Source organism: Kineobactrum salinum (assembly GCF_010669285.1).
GTDB classification, from domain to species: Bacteria; Pseudomonadota; Gammaproteobacteria; order Pseudomonadales; family Halieaceae; genus Kineobactrum; species Kineobactrum salinum.
The window spans coordinates 215616-234361 of sequence record NZ_CP048711.1 but is presented as its reverse complement, the minus strand read 5'-3'; the positions used below and the strand labels follow the sequence as shown (position 1 = coordinate 234361).

The window sequence follows — 18746 nt, the reverse complement described above, 5'->3', positions numbered from 1 at the left end:
GACGAGCGCTGCGACGCAGTCCAGTGTGCACCAAAGGCCCGCTCTGCGGCGCTTTGCCTTGACACGCCCGGCAAGGTAAAGCCTGAGGCGCCAGCGACTTGATCGGCGGTTCCCAGGATTTACACGGTCTGATTACAAACCTCGTTATAAGCACTGGAAATAAAGTATGGATTCCACTCACACGAAGTCAATCGACCCACTTGCGATCGAGGCGCTTTATCGGCCCTGTAACCTGGATGATCTGGGTTTCGACACCACCGACGAGCTGGAACCGCTGGCGGATCACCTGGGTCAGGATCGGGCAGTGGAGGCGCTCCGGTTCGGGATGGGTATCCGCCACGACGGTTATAACATGTTTCTTCTGGGGTCCGCCGGCGTGGGCAAACATGAGCTGCTGGCGGAAATACTGGATCAGGGCAGGGAGCCCCTGTCCAGCTTGCTGGACTGGTGCTATGTCAACAATTTCGACCAGCCCCACAGGCCGATCATGTTGGCGTTGCCGGCCGGTACCGGCAGGGCATTCCGGGAAGATATGCTGCACACAGTGGAAGATCTGCTGATCAGTATTCCCGCTGCCTTCCAGAGCGAGGAGTACCAGAGCCAGGTCCAGGATCTGGCGGAGCGCTACACTCAGCGTGAACAAGAGGCGTTCAATGAGTTGAGCGAGAAGGCCAAAGACAAGGGCGTGGCCCTGATTCAGACCCCCAACGGCTATACCCTGGCACCCACCAGGGACGACAAGATTCTTTCCCCGGCGGATTTCGAGACGCTGCCCGATGCGGAAAAACAACGCCAGATGGAGATAGTCGAGTCCCTCAAGGAAGAGTTGAAAGCCATTGTCCGTCAGCTGCCCCAGTGGGTGAAAGAGGGGCGGGAAAAAATGCGTGACCTGAACCGGGAGTACAGCAAGCTGGTGATCGACCAGCTGTTTCAGGATCTCAAATTGAAATATGAATCGCTACCGGAAGTTCTCAATTATCTGGAAGCGGTCAAGACAAATGTTATCGAAAATGTCGACGCATTTCGCCAGACGGAGGGCGAGGGGGACTTGCCCGCCGAGATGGCGCATACCAAGGCACGGGAATTCCGTCACTACAGTGTCAATGTGCTGGTGGACAATTCGGAGCAGAAATATGCCCCGGTGGTTCACGAGGATAATCCCTCGTTCATCAATCTGGTGGGGCGTATAGAACACCTTTCCCAATACGGCACACTGATCACTGACTTCAACCTGATCCAGCCCGGCGCCCTGCACCAGGCCAATGGCGGCTACCTGGTGCTCGATGCGGCAAAGGTGCTGACCAACCCCTTCGCCTGGGATGCGCTGAAGCGGATTCTAAAGGCCCGGGAAATTCGCATTCAGTCCCTGGAGCAGATGTTCAGTTTCGCCAGTACCATCCAACTGGAACCGGAGCCCATTCCCCTGAATACCAAGGTCATTCTCACCGGAGACCGCCACATCTACTACCTGCTGCAACAGTTCGATCCCGAGTTCGGCCAATTGTTCAAGGTGGCGGCCGACATGTCGGAAGACACAGCCATCGAGGAAAAGAGTGTCCGCCTGTTTGCCAGGCTGGTAAAGACCTTGCAGACCCGTCATCAGTTACTGCCGCTGGAAAGGGGTGCCGTGGCCCGGGTGATCGAACAGTGCTCCCGGAATATTGAGGATGCCGAAAAACTTTCACTGCATATCGGAAGCCTCAGTGACCTGCTGCGGGAGAGTGATTACCTGGCCCGGCAAAATAACGCCGAGACCATCACCAGGGCGGACGTCGGCAAGGCGGTGGAAGCGGGTATCTTTCGGGTGGACCAGCTGCGGGAAAGATCCCATGAACATATTCTTCGGGAAATCCAGCTGGTGGACACGGAGGGTGCCAAAATTGCGCAGGTCAACGGCCTGTCAGTTTATCAGCTCGGCAATTATGCCTTTGGCAAACCTACCCGGATAACGGCAACGACCCGACTGGGATCCGGAGGCGTAATTGATATCGAGCGGGAGGCCAAACTCGGCGGTCGTATTCACTCCAAGGGTGTGATGATCATCTCGTCCTTTCTCGCCAGCCGCTATTCCGCGGACAGACCTCATTCCCTGGCGGCCACCCTGGCATTTGAGCAGTCCTATGGCGGCGTGGAGGGCGATAGCGCTTCGGTTGCGGAGCTGGCGGCGCTGATCTCCTCACTCTCCCGTATCCCGGTGTATCAGCATTTTGCGGCTACAGGGTCCGTCAATCAGTTGGGTCAGGTCCAGGCTATCGGTGGCGTCAACGAAAAAGTCGAGGGCTTTTTTGACATTTGCAGCGCCCGCGGCCTCAACGGCAAGCAGGGAGTTATCATCCCTTCGGCCAATCGCAAACATCTCATGCTGCGGGAAGATGTGGTCGCTGCCGCGAGGGAAAGGCAGTTTGCCATCTATGCGGTGGAGTACATTGACGAGGCCCTGGAGATTCTTCTCGGTACGCCGGCCGGAGAAAAGGATACCGAGGGCAATTATCCGAAGGGCAGTATCAATGGCAAGGTGATGGCCTGTCTTGACGACTGGACAGCCAAACGCAAGAATTTTTCCAGTTCCGAACACGACGATCAGCCTGGCAGAGGCGACGATGAGTAACGATATCCCGGAACGGGAAATATATATTGTCATCGATCCTCAGCGGGTCCGTCATACCTCACTGGATGCGGCGATCCTGCTGGCGGAGAGGTTGAAGGCCGGAATCAACGCACGCCTGATAAGCGACGAACTGCTGCGGGAAGTGGCCCGGCTACCCTTCACCACGGAGATTGTGACGGCTTCGGGAGAGGAGCGGGAGCTGGCCTCGGCGAGCCTCGATCAGTTGCAGCGACAGAAAAGCGCCTTGATAGCGGACTTTCTGGAACAGCGGGTCCGGCCGCGCAAGGTCTCCTTCAGGATGGAGGAGACATCGGAGCACTTTTCTTTTCAGGTCGTCCTTGAGAGGCGGCGGGACCTGTTTTTGCCGGCGGTCAAGAAGACCCGCCGCCGGACTGGTATGGCTCAGGGAGGGGCGCCGCTGCAAGCTGTCCAGTGGGTATATGACAATTGTCAGGCATCGGACCGCTGTTTCCTGTTGCTACAGGATCTGGTGGCCGCCGGGCTGACCCGCCGAATTCTGGTCTACGGCAATAAAGCGATTCCCAGCCGTATTATATCTGCGCTGTCAGAGAGCGGCGCCCGGGTTTACTGGATCAGTACCGCCGACACCGGCGAGCTGTTACGAAAGCTGCAGTCGGGCACTGACGCGGATCTGATGCTGCTGCCTGCCAGTTTTACTGTGGATCTGGGCGAAGCCGCTCTGCGGGAACTCAATCGTCAGAGCGAGGCGCCTATTCTGGTAGTGGGTTGATACAAGCTACTCTGTGCCTGGTCCGTACTACTGTTACGAGGACGTCAGTGGCCGCAGCGTCGATGCCGATCACCATGAGCTGTGCTGGGCAGCATGGAAAACCTTCAGGCGGGCTCGAAGATCCTGGTCCGCTACAGCCCGCTGGCTTAGGATGTCGGCCTGCCGGAGGATATCTTTAGCGAACGCTATCTGCGCTCCGCACCGGTTGAGCATCTTTGTTGACAGCTAAACTGCGATGAGCCTGTATCGAATGCTGAGCCCGGTGCTTCTAGGATAACACCAACATCCATGGAGCTGTTCACTACAGTTCTTTTTGGTCCTGGCCGTACCGCAGGAACTGCTGCCTGAGTTTTCTCGAGAAGCAATCTGCTGAAAGCGTCATGCCGGCGCTGACGGCAATCAGTATCATGGCAACATCAAAGCGCAGAAACTCAAACGCGGAGTCGATATAGAAGCCCAGGGTGGGGATGCCGAGGATACCCAGCATGGCGGTTTCGCGAATGATAATTTCCCAGCGGTAAAAGCAGTAAGCCAGAAAACGCTGATACAGGGTCGGAACATAGTAGTAGACGAAGCGGCTGAGCGGGCCGGACGGGACGACGGCCGGTTCGATTGCGCTGCTGTGCGCACCCAGCAGGTGCCCGATGATGGCGCCGTTGTGCAGCGTCATCGCTATTATGGCCGGTAGCATGGAGGGCCCCAGTACAATCAGGCCGATAAAGTTCAACAGGTAATCGGGCAGGGATCTCAGGATCAACAGGACGCCGTCACCGACCCTTCTCGACATGCCTGCGGCAAAGTGCGGGGAATTCAGGGTGGAACCGAGCAGGGCAAAAATACCGGTCAGCACCAGCACGATCTGCGCCAGCACGACAGTATTCCAGACCCCGGAGGCGATTTGTTCACCGAGTCCCAGCAGCCAGCTCAGGGTTTTCTCCGCGGGCCAGTCCTGTCGCAGCGGCGCCGGCACACAGTCCCGCAGAAACTGGCCCAGGTTGGCGGTGTTCCACTGCCCATAGGGCGGTCTGGCGACAAAGGCCACCGGCACCAGGATCCAGAGCCATTTCGCCCGGAACCAGAATCGCAGCGAGTACACCAGTGCCAGCAGGGTGAGCAACTGGGCGCTTGCCGAGGAGTAGTCGCCGGCGCGCAACGCGGTTTCCAGATGAAAGCCCAGCGTGGGCAGGCCGATAAAACCCAGCACCACGGAGGAGCGGATGGCGCACTCCATCCGATAGGCGGTGTAGTTGCGCATCGCGTGGAAGGCCAGCGGCAGTCTGGTGTAGAAGAAGTGACTGAGGCTTGTGCTCCCACCCGGCGACGCTGCGTTGGCAGGGGAGGGGTCCACTTCCTCCAGCTGCTCGCCGTAGACCTTGGCCATGGTTCCACCGAAGGGCAGCATAATTGCGAGTACACCCGCCAGGGTGGAAATGCCAAGGACTTGTATGAATATCAGCGCCCAGAAGACCTCGTGTACCGAGCGCAGGCTGGCGGCAAGTACCCGCACCCATGCCAGATGGTAGAACACTGCCAGAATGAAACCGAGGCCGGCGGCCAGGATGACGCCTTGCAGCGAGAAGGTCAGGGTGTAGATGACGGCATCCAGCCATTGCCGGGAATCATCAATCCGGGGCGTTACCAGCCCCTGCGCCATCAGCCACAATTCGTGGCCCGGGCTTCGGGTGCTGATATCGATATCAGCAAATATCAGACAGAAGAGGGCAATTGCTACAAAATGGAAGGTGAGTCTTCTCAGGCTGCGTCGCTGCTGGCGAAAGCGCTTGAAAAAGAGCATCACTGATACAGTTGCCTGATGGCTTCGGCACCGAGCTGATCGACGCGACAGTCCAGCAGTATCCGCTGGTCCTTCAGTCCGATCACCCGGTTGCATACTGCCAAAACCAGCTCCGCGTTATGCATGGCAATCACCGAGGTGCCGTGACGACTCGCGAGAAGTTCGAGAATCCTCTGTCCCTGCAACTTGTCCAGCGCTGACACCGGCTCGTCGGCCAGCAGGATGGGTTTTTGCTGATAGAGCGCTCGGGCGATGGCGACTCTCTGCTGCTGGCCGCCGGAGAGTTCATCGGCCTTGGTCCAGAGCCATGCTGAAATTCCCAGCGGTTCAGCCAGGGCAGCGACCTCGGCCTTGAAACGCGATGAGGGCAGCAGCAGGTTCTTCAGGTTTACAAAACCTGAATGGCGATCCAGGGCACCTGAGCAAATATTGTGAAAAACCTTGAGCTGCGGCACCAGCGAAGCGTCTTGAGGACACCAGCTGGCCCGGTCACTCAACTGGCTGCGGATATGGCGCAACAGTGTGCTCTTGCCGGCGCCGCTTTTGCCAAGCAGGGCGATACGATCCCCTGCCCGGATGCTCAGGTGATCTATGGCCAGGGCCAGTTTGTCGTCTTCGCCTTTGACGTTGCTCGGATAGTTTAGCCGGCAGTCTTTCAGCTCGAGCAGCAGGCTCATCAGAAGTCGTCGAGCAGGCCGATATCCTGTGCGGTTTGTTTGATCGCCTGATAGACATCGTTGTCAGCTGGAACAAAGCCGGACCTGGAGAAGCTTTCCAGTATTCTCTTGTCATCAATGGCCAGTAATGCGCGGCCCAACTGTTCCTTGAAGCCGGCTCCGAAGTGTTCATCGATATCACCTCGCACCGTCCACTGGTAGTCGGCGTATTCCGGCGTGGTCCAGATAACTGATACCTGGTTCGTATCCACGTCTCCCTGCACGACGGCTTTGTCCCAGACCGCATAATTAAGTGCACCAATCTCGAAGGCACCAGATTGCACCAGCGCAATGGTCCGGCTGTGATCGCCGCTGAACCCCACCCGGGAGAATACCTGCGCCGGCGCTTTGCCAAAAACCTTCCGAATATGGAACTCCGGCATCAGCCGCCCGGATGTGGAGCCCTTTGAGCCGAAGGTGAAGGTCTTGCCGGCAATGGCCTGTGGCAGCTCATCGCCCGGGGTGATGCCGGCGCTCTTGTGGGCGATAAAATAAGTCTTGAAAAACTGGTCCTCATAGCCCTGGGCAATGGCTTCGGAACCTGGCACCATCCTGCGCGCCTGAACCCCGGAAAGTCCGCCAAACCAGGCCAGCTGAACCTGATTGTTTCTGAAGGCAGTAATTGCTGCCGGGTAACTCTTGACCGGAATATACCTGGCGTTCACCCCCAGTTGTCCGGAAAGGTAGTGGGCAACCTGTTCGAAGCGCCGCATCAGTTCGGCTTCATTCTGGTCGGGTATTGCGGTAAAGGTGAATTGCGGGCGCTGAGTATCCGCGGCAAAGCCGCCTATGGACACCAACAGGGCCAGTAATGCGGTTAAATAGCGCATCTAAGGGAGCCTTGTGCTGGAGGTTACGTGCGGGGTGCTTTGTATCTCAAGTCGTTGGTTTTTACAACCAGGTAGAGGAGATCTGACTGCCAGGAATCCTGGCTCGGGGAGGACGGGAATTTCATCTCCAGCCTCTCGCCGGTCAGGCCTCCCTAGAGCTCCCAGCGATGGTAGCGCTCCACCAGCTGCAACAGTTTTTGCGGTGCATGGGCTCTCGCCCATTCTCCGGCGGCAAACTTGTTGGCCTCCGCAAGAGTAGGGTAGATATGAATGGTACCGAGAATCTTCTTCAAGCCGAGTCCATGTTTCATCGCCAGTACGTACTCGGCGATCAGGTCGCCGGCATGGTCTCCGACAATGGTCACGCCGAGAATTCGATCGGAGCCGGGCGGGGTCAGCACTTTGACAAAGCCCTCGGCGCTGCCGTCGGCAATGGCCCGGTCGAGGTCGTCGATGCCGTAGCGGGTCACTTCAAATTCAACGCCCTGTTCATTGGCATCCTGCTCATTCAGCCCTGCCCGTGCCACTTCCGGGCTGGTAAATGTGGCCCAGGGGATGACCGAGTAATCCGTCTTGAATTTTTTAAAGCGACCGAACAGGGCATTGATAGCAGCGTACCAGGCCTGGTGGGCCGCGGTGTGGGTGAACTGGAAGGGCCCGGCGACGTCGCCAACAGCATAGATATTGGGAAAGCGGGTCTGGAGAAACTCATTCAGTGCGATGGTGCCGTTGTTGCAGGTCTGTATCCCCAGTGCCTCGAGTCCGAGGCCTTCGGTGTTGGGCTTGCGGCCGATGGCGACCAGGACCTGGTCGAATACCAACCGTACGCTTTGGTCCCCAAGTTCGGCATAGAGTACTTTTTCGCCGTCCTCCATCGCAAAGTGATCGGCCTTGTGGTCCAAGAGCAGATTGATCCCGTCCCGGCGCAATGCTTTCGCGACCAGCTTGGCGGCGTCCTCATCTTCCCGGGGCAAAAGGCGGGGCAACATTTCCACCTGCGTGACCTGTGCACCGAGCCGGGCAAAGCACTGCGCCAGCTCGCAGCCTATGGGGCCGCCGCCGAGTACCAGCAGGCGGCCCGGGTTCTCGCGCATTTTCCACAGGGTTTCGGTGGTCAGATAATCGATCTGGTCGAGGCCGGGGAACGGCGGGACCAGCGGTCCGGCACCGGAAGCGATAATGATGTTGCGGGTCGACAGGGTCTGCGTGCCTTGCTCGCCGGTGATCTCGACCTCCCAGGGCGATATCAGACGCGCATTGCCCTGGCGGCAATCCACTCCCAGCTTGCTGTAGCGCTCGATAGAATCGTGGGGCTCAATCGTTTTTATGACCGCCTGGATACGATCCATCACTGCGGCAAAATCCGCTTCCGGGTGCAGTTGCTGAAGGCCATAATCCAGGCTGTGACTGGCCAGCGACGCCACCTGGGCACTCTTGATCAGCGCCTTCGAGGGTATACAACCGGTATTGAGGCAGTCGCCGCCCATGCGTTCCCGCTCGATCAGGGTGACGCTGGCCTTGACGGTGGCGGCGATATAGGCGCTGACGAGACCGCCGGAGCCGGCACCGATCACCACCAGGTTGCGGTCGAAGTGCTGCGGTTTTTTCCAGCCGCGGTAGATTTTTGCCCGTTGCATCGGTGCGAGGATGGTGCGCGCAATCCAGGGCAGCAGGCCCAGCAGGATAAATGCGCCGATCAACCCGGGCGAGAGTATATCCCCGACGCTTTGCAGCTGCGCCACCTGGGTGCCGGCATTGACATAGACGGCGGTACCGGCCAGCATCCCCACCTGGCTGACCCAGTAGAATGTCCAGGTCCGAAGGGGCGTCAGCGCCATTGCCAGGTTGATCAGGAAGAACGGAAATACCGGCACCAGACGCAGCGTGAACAGATAGAAGGCGCCATCTTTCTCGACCCCGCGATTGATGGTGGCGAGCTGCTTGCCGAAGCGTTGTTGTACTGTATCCCGCAGCAGGAAGCGGGCCACCAGAAACGCCAGTGTGGCGCCGATGGCCGAGGCAAAGGAAACAAGAAGTAGCCCGGTAGAGAAGCCAAAAATGGCACCTGCGGCGAGGGTCATGATCGCCGCGCCGGGTATCGACAGTGCGGTAACCGCCACATAAATGGCGATGAAGATCAGCCAGCTGAAGAGCCTGCTCTGGTCATAATAGCTATGGATGGCATCCAGCTGTTCCTGCAGGAAGCCCAGGCTCAGATAGCGCCCGAGATCCAGCCAGAAATACGCAGTGACCACGGCAGCGATCAGGCCGACAATGAGTAACTTTTTGATATTTCGGGGCACCTGGGACTCCTCTAATTCAATATCATTGCTGGCCCACTTGGCGGTCGAAGTGCTCCCTTGATGCGATGATTCGGTGGTACCGCTGCGGAATATCCTTAACCTTCACTGCAGGATGCCCCGTATTTGAAGCAGCTGTAACAGCGGTGGTGGCCCAACATGACCCGCGGTTCAAGACTTGCTGTCAGCGTTCCACCCAGGTCGTAGTCCGGGTCGTCATCCACCAGGGTACAGGCATAAACTCTTGTCCGTCCTGCCTGTTTCACCACCATGCGGCTGAAGGCGCACATGAAGTCGGCGCGGCTTGCGGCGCTATGATAGGTTGTCATGCAGTGTTCGGTAATGTCCGGCGTCTGGACGTGGCTTTCGGGCGGATGGAAATCGGGAAAGGACACCTGGTGAATATCCTCCGGCAGGCCGTGGCGCCGCAAATGTCTCCGGAAGTGATTTTCTACCGCTGCTGTATCTTCGCCAGGCTCCCATTGTCGTGCCAGCGACAGGGCGAAACCCAGCTCGTGCAGTGCCTTCATCGTGACCAGGGATTCCTCGAAGGTGCCTTCACCCCGGCCCGCTTCGTGGCGTTGGGGATCCGGATAGTCGATGCTGATCCGAAAGCGGACCGGGTTTTCAGCCTGTGCCAGGGGGGCTATCTGGTCCAGCCGCTGGTGCAGCGGGGCGGTACCGTTGGTCAGTACCAGGCAGGGCCGGTGCCGGGCCGCACAGGCCAGAATATTGTGCATATCGCGGGCGACGAATGGCTCGCCACCGGTAAACGAGAAGCTTTCGACGCCGAGCTCAATGGCTTCCTCGATAAAGGGTTTGGCATCGGCCAAAGTCATCAGCTGGAGGCGATTGTCACCGGGTTTTGAACCCTCCAGGCAGAACGGGCAGGCCAGGTTACAGGCCGTGCCGGTGTGAAACCACAGCTCCCGCAGCTGCGCGGTCTGGATATAGCCCCGGCGCTCGCCACCCGGCGTATGGAGCCGGTCCGCCCGGTGGCTGACAACTCTGGCATTGATCAGTTCCATCAGCAGCAAGCCCCGCAGCCATTGGCCTGTTCATCGGTCCGGGTAGCGAAGGGCAGCGCCTGGCTGCTGCCGGGGTGGATTTCGTAGCGTGCGGGATCCGTCTTCTGATTGTATTGTTGAACTTCATTGTCCATAGCTTGCTCCGGCCTGGTTGTCCCTGTTGGATGCAAGACTCGGGCGAGTGTTACAGTCAGCTGTAATTAATCACCCGATCAGGCATCAATCTGGTCAGATCTGGTATCCAAGACTACCCTTAAAGTGCATTGACTTACATCGCCAATCAGGTGGCATGGGAGTGATCACATTGACACTTGTCGAAAAGCCGGGGAATAAGGGATATGGATATACGCAAGGTGGATATCGCCATTATCGGCGCTGGCTCGGCGGGGCTCACTGCCTACAACGCGGCGCTCAAGCACAGCGACAATCTGGTATTGATCGAAGGTGACGTATACGGCACCACCTGCGCCCGGGTTGGCTGCATGCCCAGCAAGCTGTTGATTGCGGCGGCGGACAGTGCCCACGAGGCTGCACGAAGTGGTCTTTTTGGGATTCAAGTGGGGAATGTTGTGGTCGATGGTGGCCAGGTGCTGGATCGTGTGCGCCGGGAGCGGGACGCCTTTGTCGGGGCGGTGCTCACTGCGATGGAGACAATACCCGCAGCTCACAAGCTGTGGGGACGAGCCCGTTTTCTGGCTCCCGGCAGACTGGCAGTGGGCGAAAACCTGCAGGTCGAGGCGGAGCGTATTGTTATCGCGACCGGATCCAGCCCCAGCATCCCCGACATGTTCAAGGATCTGGGTGACCGGCTGTTGGTAAATGACAGCCTGTTTGAATTGCCATCCCTGCCGGCTTCCATCGCCGTGTTTGGCGCTGGACCTCTGGGGCTGGAATTGGGGCAGGCGCTGAGCCGCCTGGGCGTCCGCGTACGCATGTTCGGCAGAGGTGGTTCCCTCGGCGGGATCGCTGACGAGGAAATACGCAGCTACGCAGAACGGTGTTTCAATGAGGAGTTCTATTTGGACACCCGATCCGAGGTGACGGCTGTCTCGCTGACTGATGAGGGTGTATCGGTAACCTTTAAACACCGTGAAAAAGGCCAGGTCACAGAGACATTCGAGTACGTTCTGGCAGCTACCGGGCGCTCACCCAATCTCGGTGACCTGCATCTGGCTGACAACAGTGGTCTGACCCTGGACGACAAGGGTATTCCCGTGACAGATCCATCGACACTGCAATGCGGGGACAGCCCGGTTTTCCTGGTTGGAGACGCCAATAGCCACGCCCCGGTCCTGCATGAAGCGGCCAATGAAGGCCGGATTGCCGGGGGCAATGCCGGCCGCTATCCAGACCTGGCGTCCGTGGAAAGGCAAGTGCCCTTTGCGGTGGTATTCAGCAGTCCGCAAATTGTGACGGTTGGGGTTCCGGTTGCCCGGCTGTCGGCGACGGAGCGCCAACCTTATGTCACAGGCTCAAGTTGCTTTGAAAATCAGGGCCGTAGCAAGGTCATCGGCAAGAACCGGGGAATACTGAAAGTCTATGCTGAAAGCGGCAGCGGCATATTTGTTGGCGCAGAGATGTTTGGCCCCGACGCTGAGCATATCGGCCACCTGCTTGCCTGGGCTGCACAGCAGCGGCTGACGGTCCCGGCGATGCTCGCCATGCCGTTTTATCATCCCGTAGTCGAGGAAGGGGTGCGCTCCGCCCTGAAGGATTTGAATAGCAAGCTGAAAAAGGTGTCCGTCGCTGTGAATGAGTGCCTCGAATGCGGGCCGGGAGCTTGACGCGCACTTGTCACAACGAGTACCCCGGCTCTCCTCCCGGGAGACGGCATGGGCACTGACATCCCCCGAACCCGCTTTGCCGCGGAGGATTATCAGCGCTTCGGGCTGCGCCTGGAGCACAATCTGAACCAACTGCGGGAACAGTTGGCAGTGGCAGGCTTTGGCGAAGGTCCGGGCTCGCTGGGCGCGGAGCTGGAAATCTATATTGTCGGTCCCGATGGCAGGCCGCTGCATCTGAATGAGGAATTGCAGGCCGATGCCGCGGACCCTCAACTCACGCTGGAACTCAATCGCTATAACCTGGAATACAACCTGAGTCCCGTGGCATTGACGGCGCAACCATTTCAACGCATCGAAACTGAAATTGAACAGAAACTGGCGGCCCTGCGCCAGCTGGCGGCAGCGCGCGATGCCAGGATCGTGCCGATTGGCATTCTTCCGACCTTGCAGCGATCCGACTTCGGCCCTGCGTGCCTGACCGGAAAACGTCGCTTCAAGGCACTGGTGGCGCAATTGATCGAACGCCGGGGACATCGGTTCCAGATTGATATCAATGGTCAGCATCCGCTGCAAATGGAGATGGACGATATTACGCTCGAAGGCGCCAATACCTCGTTCCAGGTGCACTACCGCGTGGCGCCGGCACAGTTCGCCGATACCTTCAATGCGATCCAGGCAGTGACGCCACTGGCGCTGGCGATCGCCGGCAACTCTCCGACCCTGTTCGGGCACAAGCTGTGGCAGGAGACCCGGATTCCCCTGTTCAAGCAATCCATCGATACCCGCCTGCCCGACCGTTACAGCTGGAATGAACCGGCCAGGGTCAATTTTGGCCATGGCTGGGTACGGCGGGACGCCGCGGAGCTGTTCGTGGAAACGGTACGCCTGTATCAACCACTGCTGCCAGTGTGTCTCCCGGAGGAGGCCGGGACAACAGCCGGGCCTCCCGAATTGCCCGAGCTGCAGTTGCACCAAAGTACAGTCTGGCTCTGGAACCGGCCGGTATACGATGCCGCTGCCGGTGGACACCTGCGCATTGAGATGCGGGCGCTGCCAGCCGGGCCGACGTCGACGGATATGGTGGCCAATGCCGCGTTCCTGATAGGCATGGCCGAGGGCCTGCGGCCAAACATCAATACCTGGCTGCCGGCACTGCCGTTCCACATCGCAGAACACAATTTTTACCGGGCAGCGCAGCACGGGCTGGAGGCAAAGCTGGTGTGGCCCCGCGACCGCCAGTGCGCCTGCGAGGAGCAGACGGCGGCGACGATCATTGCCGCCATGTTGCCGGTGGCCAGGCGCGGGCTGGCGGCAATCGGTATCGCCGACTGCGAAGCTTCGCGTTACCTGCAGATTATCGAGCGGCGCCTGGGCAGCGGTCAGACCGGGGCCCGCTGGCAGCTGGACCAGCTGGCTCGCGAGAATAACGGCGACGGGGCCCGGCGGCCTGATCCCGGGGCGCTGGCGGCCATGCTGGACCGTTTCATGGTCCACAGTGCCGGCAATACGCCAGTCTCGGACTGGCCCGAATGAGGCGTTTTCGCTTCCTGCGCAACCCGCCCGCTTCCGGACTCGGAGGCGACGTGGAGGCCTTCCTGCGCTATCTCGGTGGCCCCAGCTGTATTTTCCTGGAGGGTGCCGACAGTTCGCGTTGCCGCGCCTTCGTCACGCTGCTGCACGGCAATGAACCCTCCGGTGCCCGTGCTCTGTTTCGCTGGCTCAAGTCTGGCCAGCAGGTGGCGGTCAATACGGTGTGTATCCTTGCCTCGGTAGAGGCAGCGCTGGCGTCCCCACTGTTCAGTCACCGGATGCTGCCGGGCACACCTGATCTCAACCGCTGTTTCCGGCCTCCATTCACCGGCCCGCAGGGTCTGCTGGCAGAGGAAATCCTGGAATTACTTGCCCTGCATCGACCCGAGGCTGTAGTGGATATGCACAATACCTCCGGCTCGGGGCCTGCCTTTGCGGTCTGTACCCATATGGACCGCCAGCACGAGGCACTGGCTTCGCTGTTCACGCGATGCCTGATCGTGACCCGGCTGAATCTGGGGGCCTTGATGGAGATCAGTGACCACGGCTGTCCCACAGTCACGATAGAAGTGGGGGGCCGAATGGACGCCGAGGCGCATCAGCTGGCCTATGAAGGACTGTGCCGGTATCTGCTGCGCCCCCGGATATTGGCCCGCGACGACCGGGACCAGGGCCTGGAGCTGCTGCAGGATCCGATCCGTCTGGAACTGAATCCGGGGGTCAGGCTGACCTGTGGCGAGAGAGCTGCCCCCGGTTTTGATGTTACGCTGCGACCCGATATCGAACAGCTCAACTTCGGTACGGTATCGGCCTGGACCCCGCTGGGGTGGGTGAGCGGAGAGCTGCGCAGACTGTTCCGGGCCCGGGATGCCGGGGGTGGCTGCGCCGTGGCGCGGCTGGTGCGGGAGGAGGGTGGCCGGCTCTATCCGGCGGCGCCCCTGAAGCTGTTCATGATTACCGGCAACGCCGCGATCGCGGCCAGCGACTGCCTGTTCTATGCGGTGGAAGTGGCCGCTCCGCCGCCGGCCTGGAAGCCGGATTGAATACCGCCGCAGCCCAGCCGCTGCCAGCGGGACATGGCCGACCTGTCGCCTGATCAGGCAGGTTTCTCCGGGCTGCCTGGATTTGCCTGATTTTCTTGGGTCGAGGGGCTTGCTTTTTTTTGCCAGTACACTGAGTATATATACAGTAGTTTGGTCGGGCGTCAACGGGCTTGTCAGCAGGCCTTCCCAGCGCCGGGCTATCCGGAATACCCGTCAATGACAGGAGAGAAGTCGAATATGGACGCCAACAGACAAAAAGCACTGGATGCGGCATTGAGCCAGATTGAACGCCAGTTCGGCAAGGGCACTGTGATGCGCATGGGCGACAACGAGCGCATCGCCATTCCGGCAATTTCCACCGGCTCCCTGGGGCTGGATATCGCCCTCGGCATAGGCGGCCTGCCCAAGGGGCGCATCTGCGAGATCTACGGGCCGGAATCCTCCGGCAAGACCACCCTGACTTTGCAGGTGATTGCGCAGTCACAAAAGGCCGGCGGCACCGCAGCCTTTATCGACGCGGAACATGCGCTGGATCCAAGCTATGCCGAGAAGCTCGGCGTCCAGGTCGACGACCTGATCCTGTCCCAGCCGGATACCGGCGAACAGGCACTGGAAGTGGCTGAAATGCTGGTGCGCTCCGGGGCGGTGGATGTGCTGGTGATCGACTCGGTGGCGGCCCTGACCCCCAAAGCTGAAATCGAGGGCGAGATGGGTGATTCCCATGTCGGCCTGCAGGCCCGGTTGCTGAGCCAGGCCATGCGCAAACTGACCGGCGCGATCAAGCACAGCAACTGCCTGGTCATCTTCATCAACCAGATCCGGATGAAGATCGGCGTCATGTTCGGCAACCCGGAAACCACCACCGGTGGCAACGCGCTGAAATTCTACTCCTCGGTGCGGCTGGACATCCGCCGCATCGGCGCGGTCAAGGATGGCGACGAGGTGATCGGCAACGAGACCCGGGTAAAAGTGGTCAAGAACAAGGTTTCACCGCCCTTCAAACAGGCGGAGTTCCAGATCATGTACGGCAGTGGCATCTATCATATGGGCGAAGTCATCGACTGGGGAGTCAAGCTCAATCTGGTGGACAAGTCAGGTGCCTGGTATGCCTACAAGGGTGACAAGATCGGCCAGGGCAAGGCCAACGCAGCCAGATTCCTGGAGGACAACCCCGCTATCGCTGATGAGATTGAGTCCCTGATCCGCAACCAGATGATGCCGGTAGCGAGTTCGGCGAAGAAGGATGCAGCGGCTGAGGACGCTCCCGCGAACCAGGAGTAATCCTGGCTGTCTGTCCGGGCAGCATCGCGACGCTGCCCCGAATAGCCCTTTTCCTGGCGCCGGGTAACCACTTACCCCACTCACTCACCCGGCGCCATTTTTATCCATGAACTGTTGGCCGATCGTGAACTTTCCATCAGATACAGACGACAGCTGTTCCCCCTCGACGACGGAGCCGCGACCCGCGGACGTGCGGGTGGCAGCCATGAACCTGCTGGCCCGCCGGGAGCACTCTCTGCAGGAGCTGCAACAGAAGCTGCAGCGCCGCTTTGCGGATGCTGGCATGGTGGCGGAGGTACTGCACGTACTGCGGGAGGAGAATCTGCAAAGTGACCAGCGTTACGCTGAGAGCCTGTTGCGCCAACGCCTGAGCAGGGGCTACGGTCCACTGCGGCTGCGCCGGGAGATGCGGGAGAGGGGACTGGATGATGCCGCGATCGATATTGCCCATGCCGCGGTACAGCCGGACTGGTTTGCGTTGGCGGAGTCAGCCTACCTGAAGAAGTTTGGCAGCGACCCGGCTGGAGGAGTCGTGGCAACCGAACGGACCGAGCAATCGCAAGGCAATCGCGAGGAACAGCGTGCGTTGCAGCAGGCCGCGCTCCGGGAAAAGGCCCGCCGCAGTCGCTTTATGCAGTATCGTGGTTTTTTGCCTGAGCATTTTTGTCATCTCCTGGAAGACTGACCCTTGTTCAGGTTGTCAACATGGGCCTGCAGGTTTCGCCGGGCCATGTTTGCTATGCTGTCGCATCAACTGGCGAGCCCGAACGATGACATCCGAAAACACTGAGTTTCTGCACGACGTTGCTGCGAGCACCGGAACCTGATGCGTCCCAGCCAGAATGTAACTGCCGGTCAGCGCCTGAACTGGTCCGTGGTTCTGCAACTGTGGCCCTATTTGCGGGATCACCGCCGCCGTATCGGTCTGGCCTTGCTGTGCCTGTTGTTGGCCAAGTCTGCAGTGCTCGTGATCCCCTTCCTGATGAAACATTTGGTGGATGGGCTGGATGCCGGCGGCGCCACCCAGCTCGCCGGTGGCCTGGCGCTGGCACTCGTATTGGCCTATGGCCTGGCGCGCTTTTCCAGTGTGCTGTTCGGGGAACTGCGGGATACCCTGTTCGGGAGAGTGACCGAACGCGCGATGCACAGCATCGGGCTCAAGGTATTTCGCCATGTACACGCCCTGGATCTGGATTTTCACCTCCAGCGGCGTACCGGCGGTCTGGCGCGCGACATTGAGCGGGGTACCACCGGCATCAGTTTCCTGCTCCGCTTCCTGGTGTTCAACATCGTCCCGACGCTGTTCGAGATCATTGCGGTGGTAACGGTGTTTTTCCTCAATTACGGTGCCAGTTATGCATTGATCACCCTGGGCTCGGTATTGGCCTATGGCTGGTTTTCCTTTGGTGCCACCGAGTGGCGCACACGCTTTGTTCGCGAAATGAATGAGGCGGACTCTGCCAGCAACAGCCGCTCCGTGGACAGTCTGCTCAACTTCGAGACGGTCAAATATTTTGGCAACGAGGAGTATGAGGCGCAGCGCTATGATCAGGAGCTGGAACGCTGGGAGCAGGCCAGACGCAAAAACCGGCTCTCACTGTTCGGCCTCAACGGCGGCCAGGCGCTGATCATAGCGCTGGCCCAGACCAGCATGATCGGCCTCGCGGTCTATCAGGTGCGGGCTGGAATTCTGACGCTGGGCGATTTTGTGCTGATCAGCCAGTACATGATTCAGTTGTTCATGCCACTTGGTTTCCTGGGTTTCGTGTATCGGGAAATGAAGGGAGCCATGGCCAATATCGAAAAACTGTTTGCGCTGCTTGATGCGACGCCGGCGGTTCGGGACCGTCCCGGGGCAGCGCAGTTGCAGGCGGGGCCGGGCGAGATCCGCTTTGAAAGCGTGAGTTTTGCCTATCAGCCGGAACGGCCCATCCTGCGCCAGGTCAGTTTCAGTGTACGAGCGGGCCGGAAGCTGGCCGTGGTCGGGGCCAGCGGGGCAGGCAAGTCGACCCTGGTAAAGCTATTGTTCCGCTTCTATGAGCCCACTGCGGGCCGTATATTGATCGACGGTCAGGATATCGCCGGGGTTACGCAACAATCCCTGCGCCGGGCCATCGGCATAGTGCCCCAGGATACAGTGCTGTTCAACGATACCCTGATGGAAAACATTCGCTACGGCAAGCCCGGTGCCTCTGAACAGGAGATTGCAGAGGCTATACACATGGCGCAGCTCGATGACTTTATTGCCCAGTTGCCAGCTGGTGGGGAGACACGGGTGGGCGAGCGCGGTCTGAAGCTGTCCGGCGGCGAGAAACAACGGGTATCCATTGCTCGCACAGTATTGAAGCGGCCGCCCATCCTGGTATTTGACGAGGCCACTTCCTCGCTGGACAGTCGCTCTGAACAGTCCATTCTCAAGGCGCTCCGCGCTATCGCCGAACGCCATACCAGTCTGGTAATCGCCCACCGCCTCTCCACGATCGTCGATGCAGATGACATTATCGTGCTGCACCGGGGCGCAGTGGTCGAGCAGGGCCAGCACCGCGAGCTGCTTGAGCGTGGTGGTCATTACGCGGCACTGTGGCGAGCTCAGCAGGACGAACACGCCGGAGACGCAGCAGCAATTCCAGCCCAGCTTTCCTGAGTCCCACGGGTGGCATCGAGACCATCAGCAGGCTATTCTGTCAGGAAGTAACTGTCCTGGACACCCGGAGGACTTGCGATGACATTGCTGCGCTGTGCAGTCACGATTTCACTTTTGATTCTGGCAGCCTGCTCCGGCACGCCGCGCCCGATAGTCGATACCAAGGGCGTGGACATGGCCCGTTATCGCCAGGATCTGGCGGAATGTCAGGAATACGCGCGCGAGGTCGATATCGCTGCCGGCACAGCGAAAGGTGCCGCGGCGGGAGCTGTGGTCGGTGGCGCTCTGGGTGCTATTGGTGGCAGTGCCGGAGAGGGTGCCGGTACCGGGGCGGTCACCGGGGGAGCGGCCTCGGCGATCAAGAATGATCGTGAGCGGGAACTGGTCGCCAAGCGCTGTATGCGAGGACGCGGCTACCGGGTGCTGAACTGATGGC

General features: G+C 59.7%; 15 protein-coding genes. 9 read left to right on the top strand and 6 right to left on the bottom strand.

All coding sequences use genetic code 11. From position 1 onward, the window contains the following. The first annotated feature begins 166 nt into the window (after nucleotides 1–166). Nucleotides 167–2608 (top strand): Lon protease family protein, encoded by a 2442-nt coding sequence (locus G3T16_RS01035; protein ID WP_163493455.1) that lies wholly within the window; start codon nucleotides 167–169, stop codon nucleotides 2606–2608. Then, nucleotides 2601–3359 carry a hypothetical protein gene (locus tag G3T16_RS01030; RefSeq protein WP_163493454.1) on the top strand — a complete coding sequence of 253 codons (759 nt, stop codon included), beginning with the start codon at nucleotides 2601–2603 and terminating at the stop codon, nucleotides 3357–3359. Before G3T16_RS01035 ends, G3T16_RS01030 begins: the two co-directional genes overlap by 8 nt. Before the next feature lie 301 nt (nucleotides 3360–3660). Here G3T16_RS01030 and G3T16_RS01025 read toward each other — a convergent pair whose 3' ends face one another. The 6 genes from G3T16_RS01025 to G3T16_RS22305 form a co-directional block, all read right to left on the bottom strand. Further along, nucleotides 3661–5154, bottom strand: a complete 1494-nt coding sequence (locus G3T16_RS01025) for a PhnE/PtxC family ABC transporter permease (protein ID WP_163496907.1) — start codon at nucleotides 5152–5154, stop codon at nucleotides 3661–3663. Next, nucleotides 5154–5831: an ATP-binding cassette domain-containing protein gene (locus tag G3T16_RS01020; RefSeq protein ID WP_163493453.1), complete on the bottom strand. Its 678-nt coding sequence runs from the start codon at nucleotides 5829–5831 to the stop codon at nucleotides 5154–5156. The genes G3T16_RS01025 and G3T16_RS01020 overlap by 1 nt, the downstream gene beginning before the upstream one ends. Then, nucleotides 5831–6700, bottom strand: coding sequence for a putative selenate ABC transporter substrate-binding protein (locus tag G3T16_RS01015; RefSeq protein WP_163493452.1), 870 nt, complete (start codon nucleotides 6698–6700; stop codon nucleotides 5831–5833). Before G3T16_RS01015 ends, G3T16_RS01020 begins: the two co-directional genes overlap by 1 nt. 152 nt (nucleotides 6701–6852) lie before the next feature. Further along, nucleotides 6853–9003: an FAD-dependent oxidoreductase gene (locus tag G3T16_RS01010; protein WP_163493451.1), complete on the bottom strand. Its 2151-nt coding sequence runs from the start codon at nucleotides 9001–9003 to the stop codon at nucleotides 6853–6855. Between the two features lie 95 nt (nucleotides 9004–9098). Beyond that, complete coding sequence (locus tag G3T16_RS01005; protein WP_163493450.1) at nucleotides 9099–10028, bottom strand: radical SAM protein; 930 nt, start codon at nucleotides 10026–10028, stop codon at nucleotides 9099–9101. Further along, nucleotides 10028–10162 carry a hypothetical protein gene (locus G3T16_RS22305; protein ID WP_269473258.1) on the bottom strand — a complete coding sequence of 45 codons (135 nt, stop codon included), beginning with the start codon at nucleotides 10160–10162 and terminating at the stop codon, nucleotides 10028–10030. The genes G3T16_RS01005 and G3T16_RS22305 overlap by 1 nt, the downstream gene beginning before the upstream one ends. A 204-nt stretch (nucleotides 10163–10366) precedes the next feature. On the opposite strand from G3T16_RS22305, the gene G3T16_RS01000 reads away from it, so the two are divergent. The 7 genes from G3T16_RS01000 to G3T16_RS00970 all read left to right on the top strand — a co-directional run bounded on the left by G3T16_RS01000 (nucleotide 10367) and on the right by G3T16_RS00970 (nucleotide 18742). Then, entirely contained in the window at nucleotides 10367–11812 is a 1446-nt protein-coding gene (locus G3T16_RS01000) for a dihydrolipoyl dehydrogenase (protein WP_163493449.1), read from the top strand. A gap of 48 nt (nucleotides 11813–11860) precedes the next feature. After that, nucleotides 11861–13345 (top strand): glutamate--cysteine ligase, encoded by a 1485-nt coding sequence (locus G3T16_RS00995; RefSeq protein ID WP_163493448.1) that lies wholly within the window; start codon nucleotides 11861–11863, stop codon nucleotides 13343–13345. Continuing rightward, on the top strand, nucleotides 13342–14385 hold the full coding sequence (locus tag G3T16_RS00990; RefSeq protein ID WP_163493447.1) for a M14 family metallopeptidase: 1044 nt from the start codon (nucleotides 13342–13344) through the stop codon (nucleotides 14383–14385). Before G3T16_RS00995 ends, G3T16_RS00990 begins: the two co-directional genes overlap by 4 nt. A gap of 237 nt (nucleotides 14386–14622) precedes the next feature. Beyond that, nucleotides 14623–15666, top strand: a complete 1044-nt coding sequence (gene recA, locus G3T16_RS00985; protein ID WP_163493446.1) for a recombinase RecA — start codon at nucleotides 14623–14625, stop codon at nucleotides 15664–15666. 124 nt (nucleotides 15667–15790) lie between these two features. Beyond that, nucleotides 15791–16351, top strand: a complete 561-nt coding sequence (locus G3T16_RS00980; RefSeq protein WP_232059209.1) for a regulatory protein RecX — start codon at nucleotides 15791–15793, stop codon at nucleotides 16349–16351. Between the two features lie 141 nt (nucleotides 16352–16492). Further along, entirely contained in the window at nucleotides 16493–18310 is a 1818-nt protein-coding gene (locus G3T16_RS00975) for an ABCB family ABC transporter ATP-binding protein/permease (RefSeq protein WP_163493444.1), read from the top strand. Between the two features lie 78 nt (nucleotides 18311–18388). After that, the gene (locus tag G3T16_RS00970) at nucleotides 18389–18742 is read left to right on the top strand and encodes a glycine zipper family protein (RefSeq protein WP_163493443.1); all 354 of its coding nucleotides are present in this window, start codon (nucleotides 18389–18391) and stop codon (nucleotides 18740–18742) included. The last annotated feature ends 4 nt before the right edge of the window (nucleotides 18743–18746 follow it).

Bases quoted from the DNA above. Each gene is read 5' to 3' on its own strand.
- G3T16_RS00975 (WP_163493444.1), top strand. From the start codon at position 16,493: ATGCGTCCCAGCCAGAATGTAACTGCCGGTCAGCGCCTGAACTGGTCC.
- G3T16_RS00970 (WP_163493443.1), top strand. From the start codon at position 18,389: ATGACATTGCTGCGCTGTGCAGTCACGATTTCACTTTTGATTCTGGCA.
- G3T16_RS00990 (WP_163493447.1), top strand. From the start codon at position 13,342: ATGAGGCGTTTTCGCTTCCTGCGCAACCCGCCCGCTTCCGGACTCGGA.
- G3T16_RS01030 (WP_163493454.1), top strand. From the start codon at position 2,601: ATGAGTAACGATATCCCGGAACGGGAAATATATATTGTCATCGATCCT.
- G3T16_RS00995 (WP_163493448.1), top strand. From the start codon at position 11,861: ATGGGCACTGACATCCCCCGAACCCGCTTTGCCGCGGAGGATTATCAG.
- recA (WP_163493446.1), top strand. From the start codon at position 14,623: ATGGACGCCAACAGACAAAAAGCACTGGATGCGGCATTGAGCCAGATT.
- G3T16_RS01000 (WP_163493449.1), top strand. From the start codon at position 10,367: ATGGATATACGCAAGGTGGATATCGCCATTATCGGCGCTGGCTCGGCG.
- G3T16_RS22305 (WP_269473258.1), bottom strand. From the start codon at position 10,162: ATGGACAATGAAGTTCAACAATACAATCAGAAGACGGATCCCGCACGC.
- G3T16_RS01020 (WP_163493453.1), bottom strand. From the start codon at position 5,831: ATGAGCCTGCTGCTCGAGCTGAAAGACTGCCGGCTAAACTATCCGAGC.
- G3T16_RS01025 (WP_163496907.1), bottom strand. From the start codon at position 5,154: ATGCTCTTTTTCAAGCGCTTTCGCCAGCAGCGACGCAGCCTGAGAAGA.
- G3T16_RS01015 (WP_163493452.1), bottom strand. From the start codon at position 6,700: ATGCGCTATTTAACCGCATTACTGGCCCTGTTGGTGTCCATAGGCGGC.
- G3T16_RS01035 (WP_163493455.1), top strand. From the start codon at position 167: ATGGATTCCACTCACACGAAGTCAATCGACCCACTTGCGATCGAGGCG.
- G3T16_RS01005 (WP_163493450.1), bottom strand. From the start codon at position 10,028: ATGGAACTGATCAATGCCAGAGTTGTCAGCCACCGGGCGGACCGGCTC.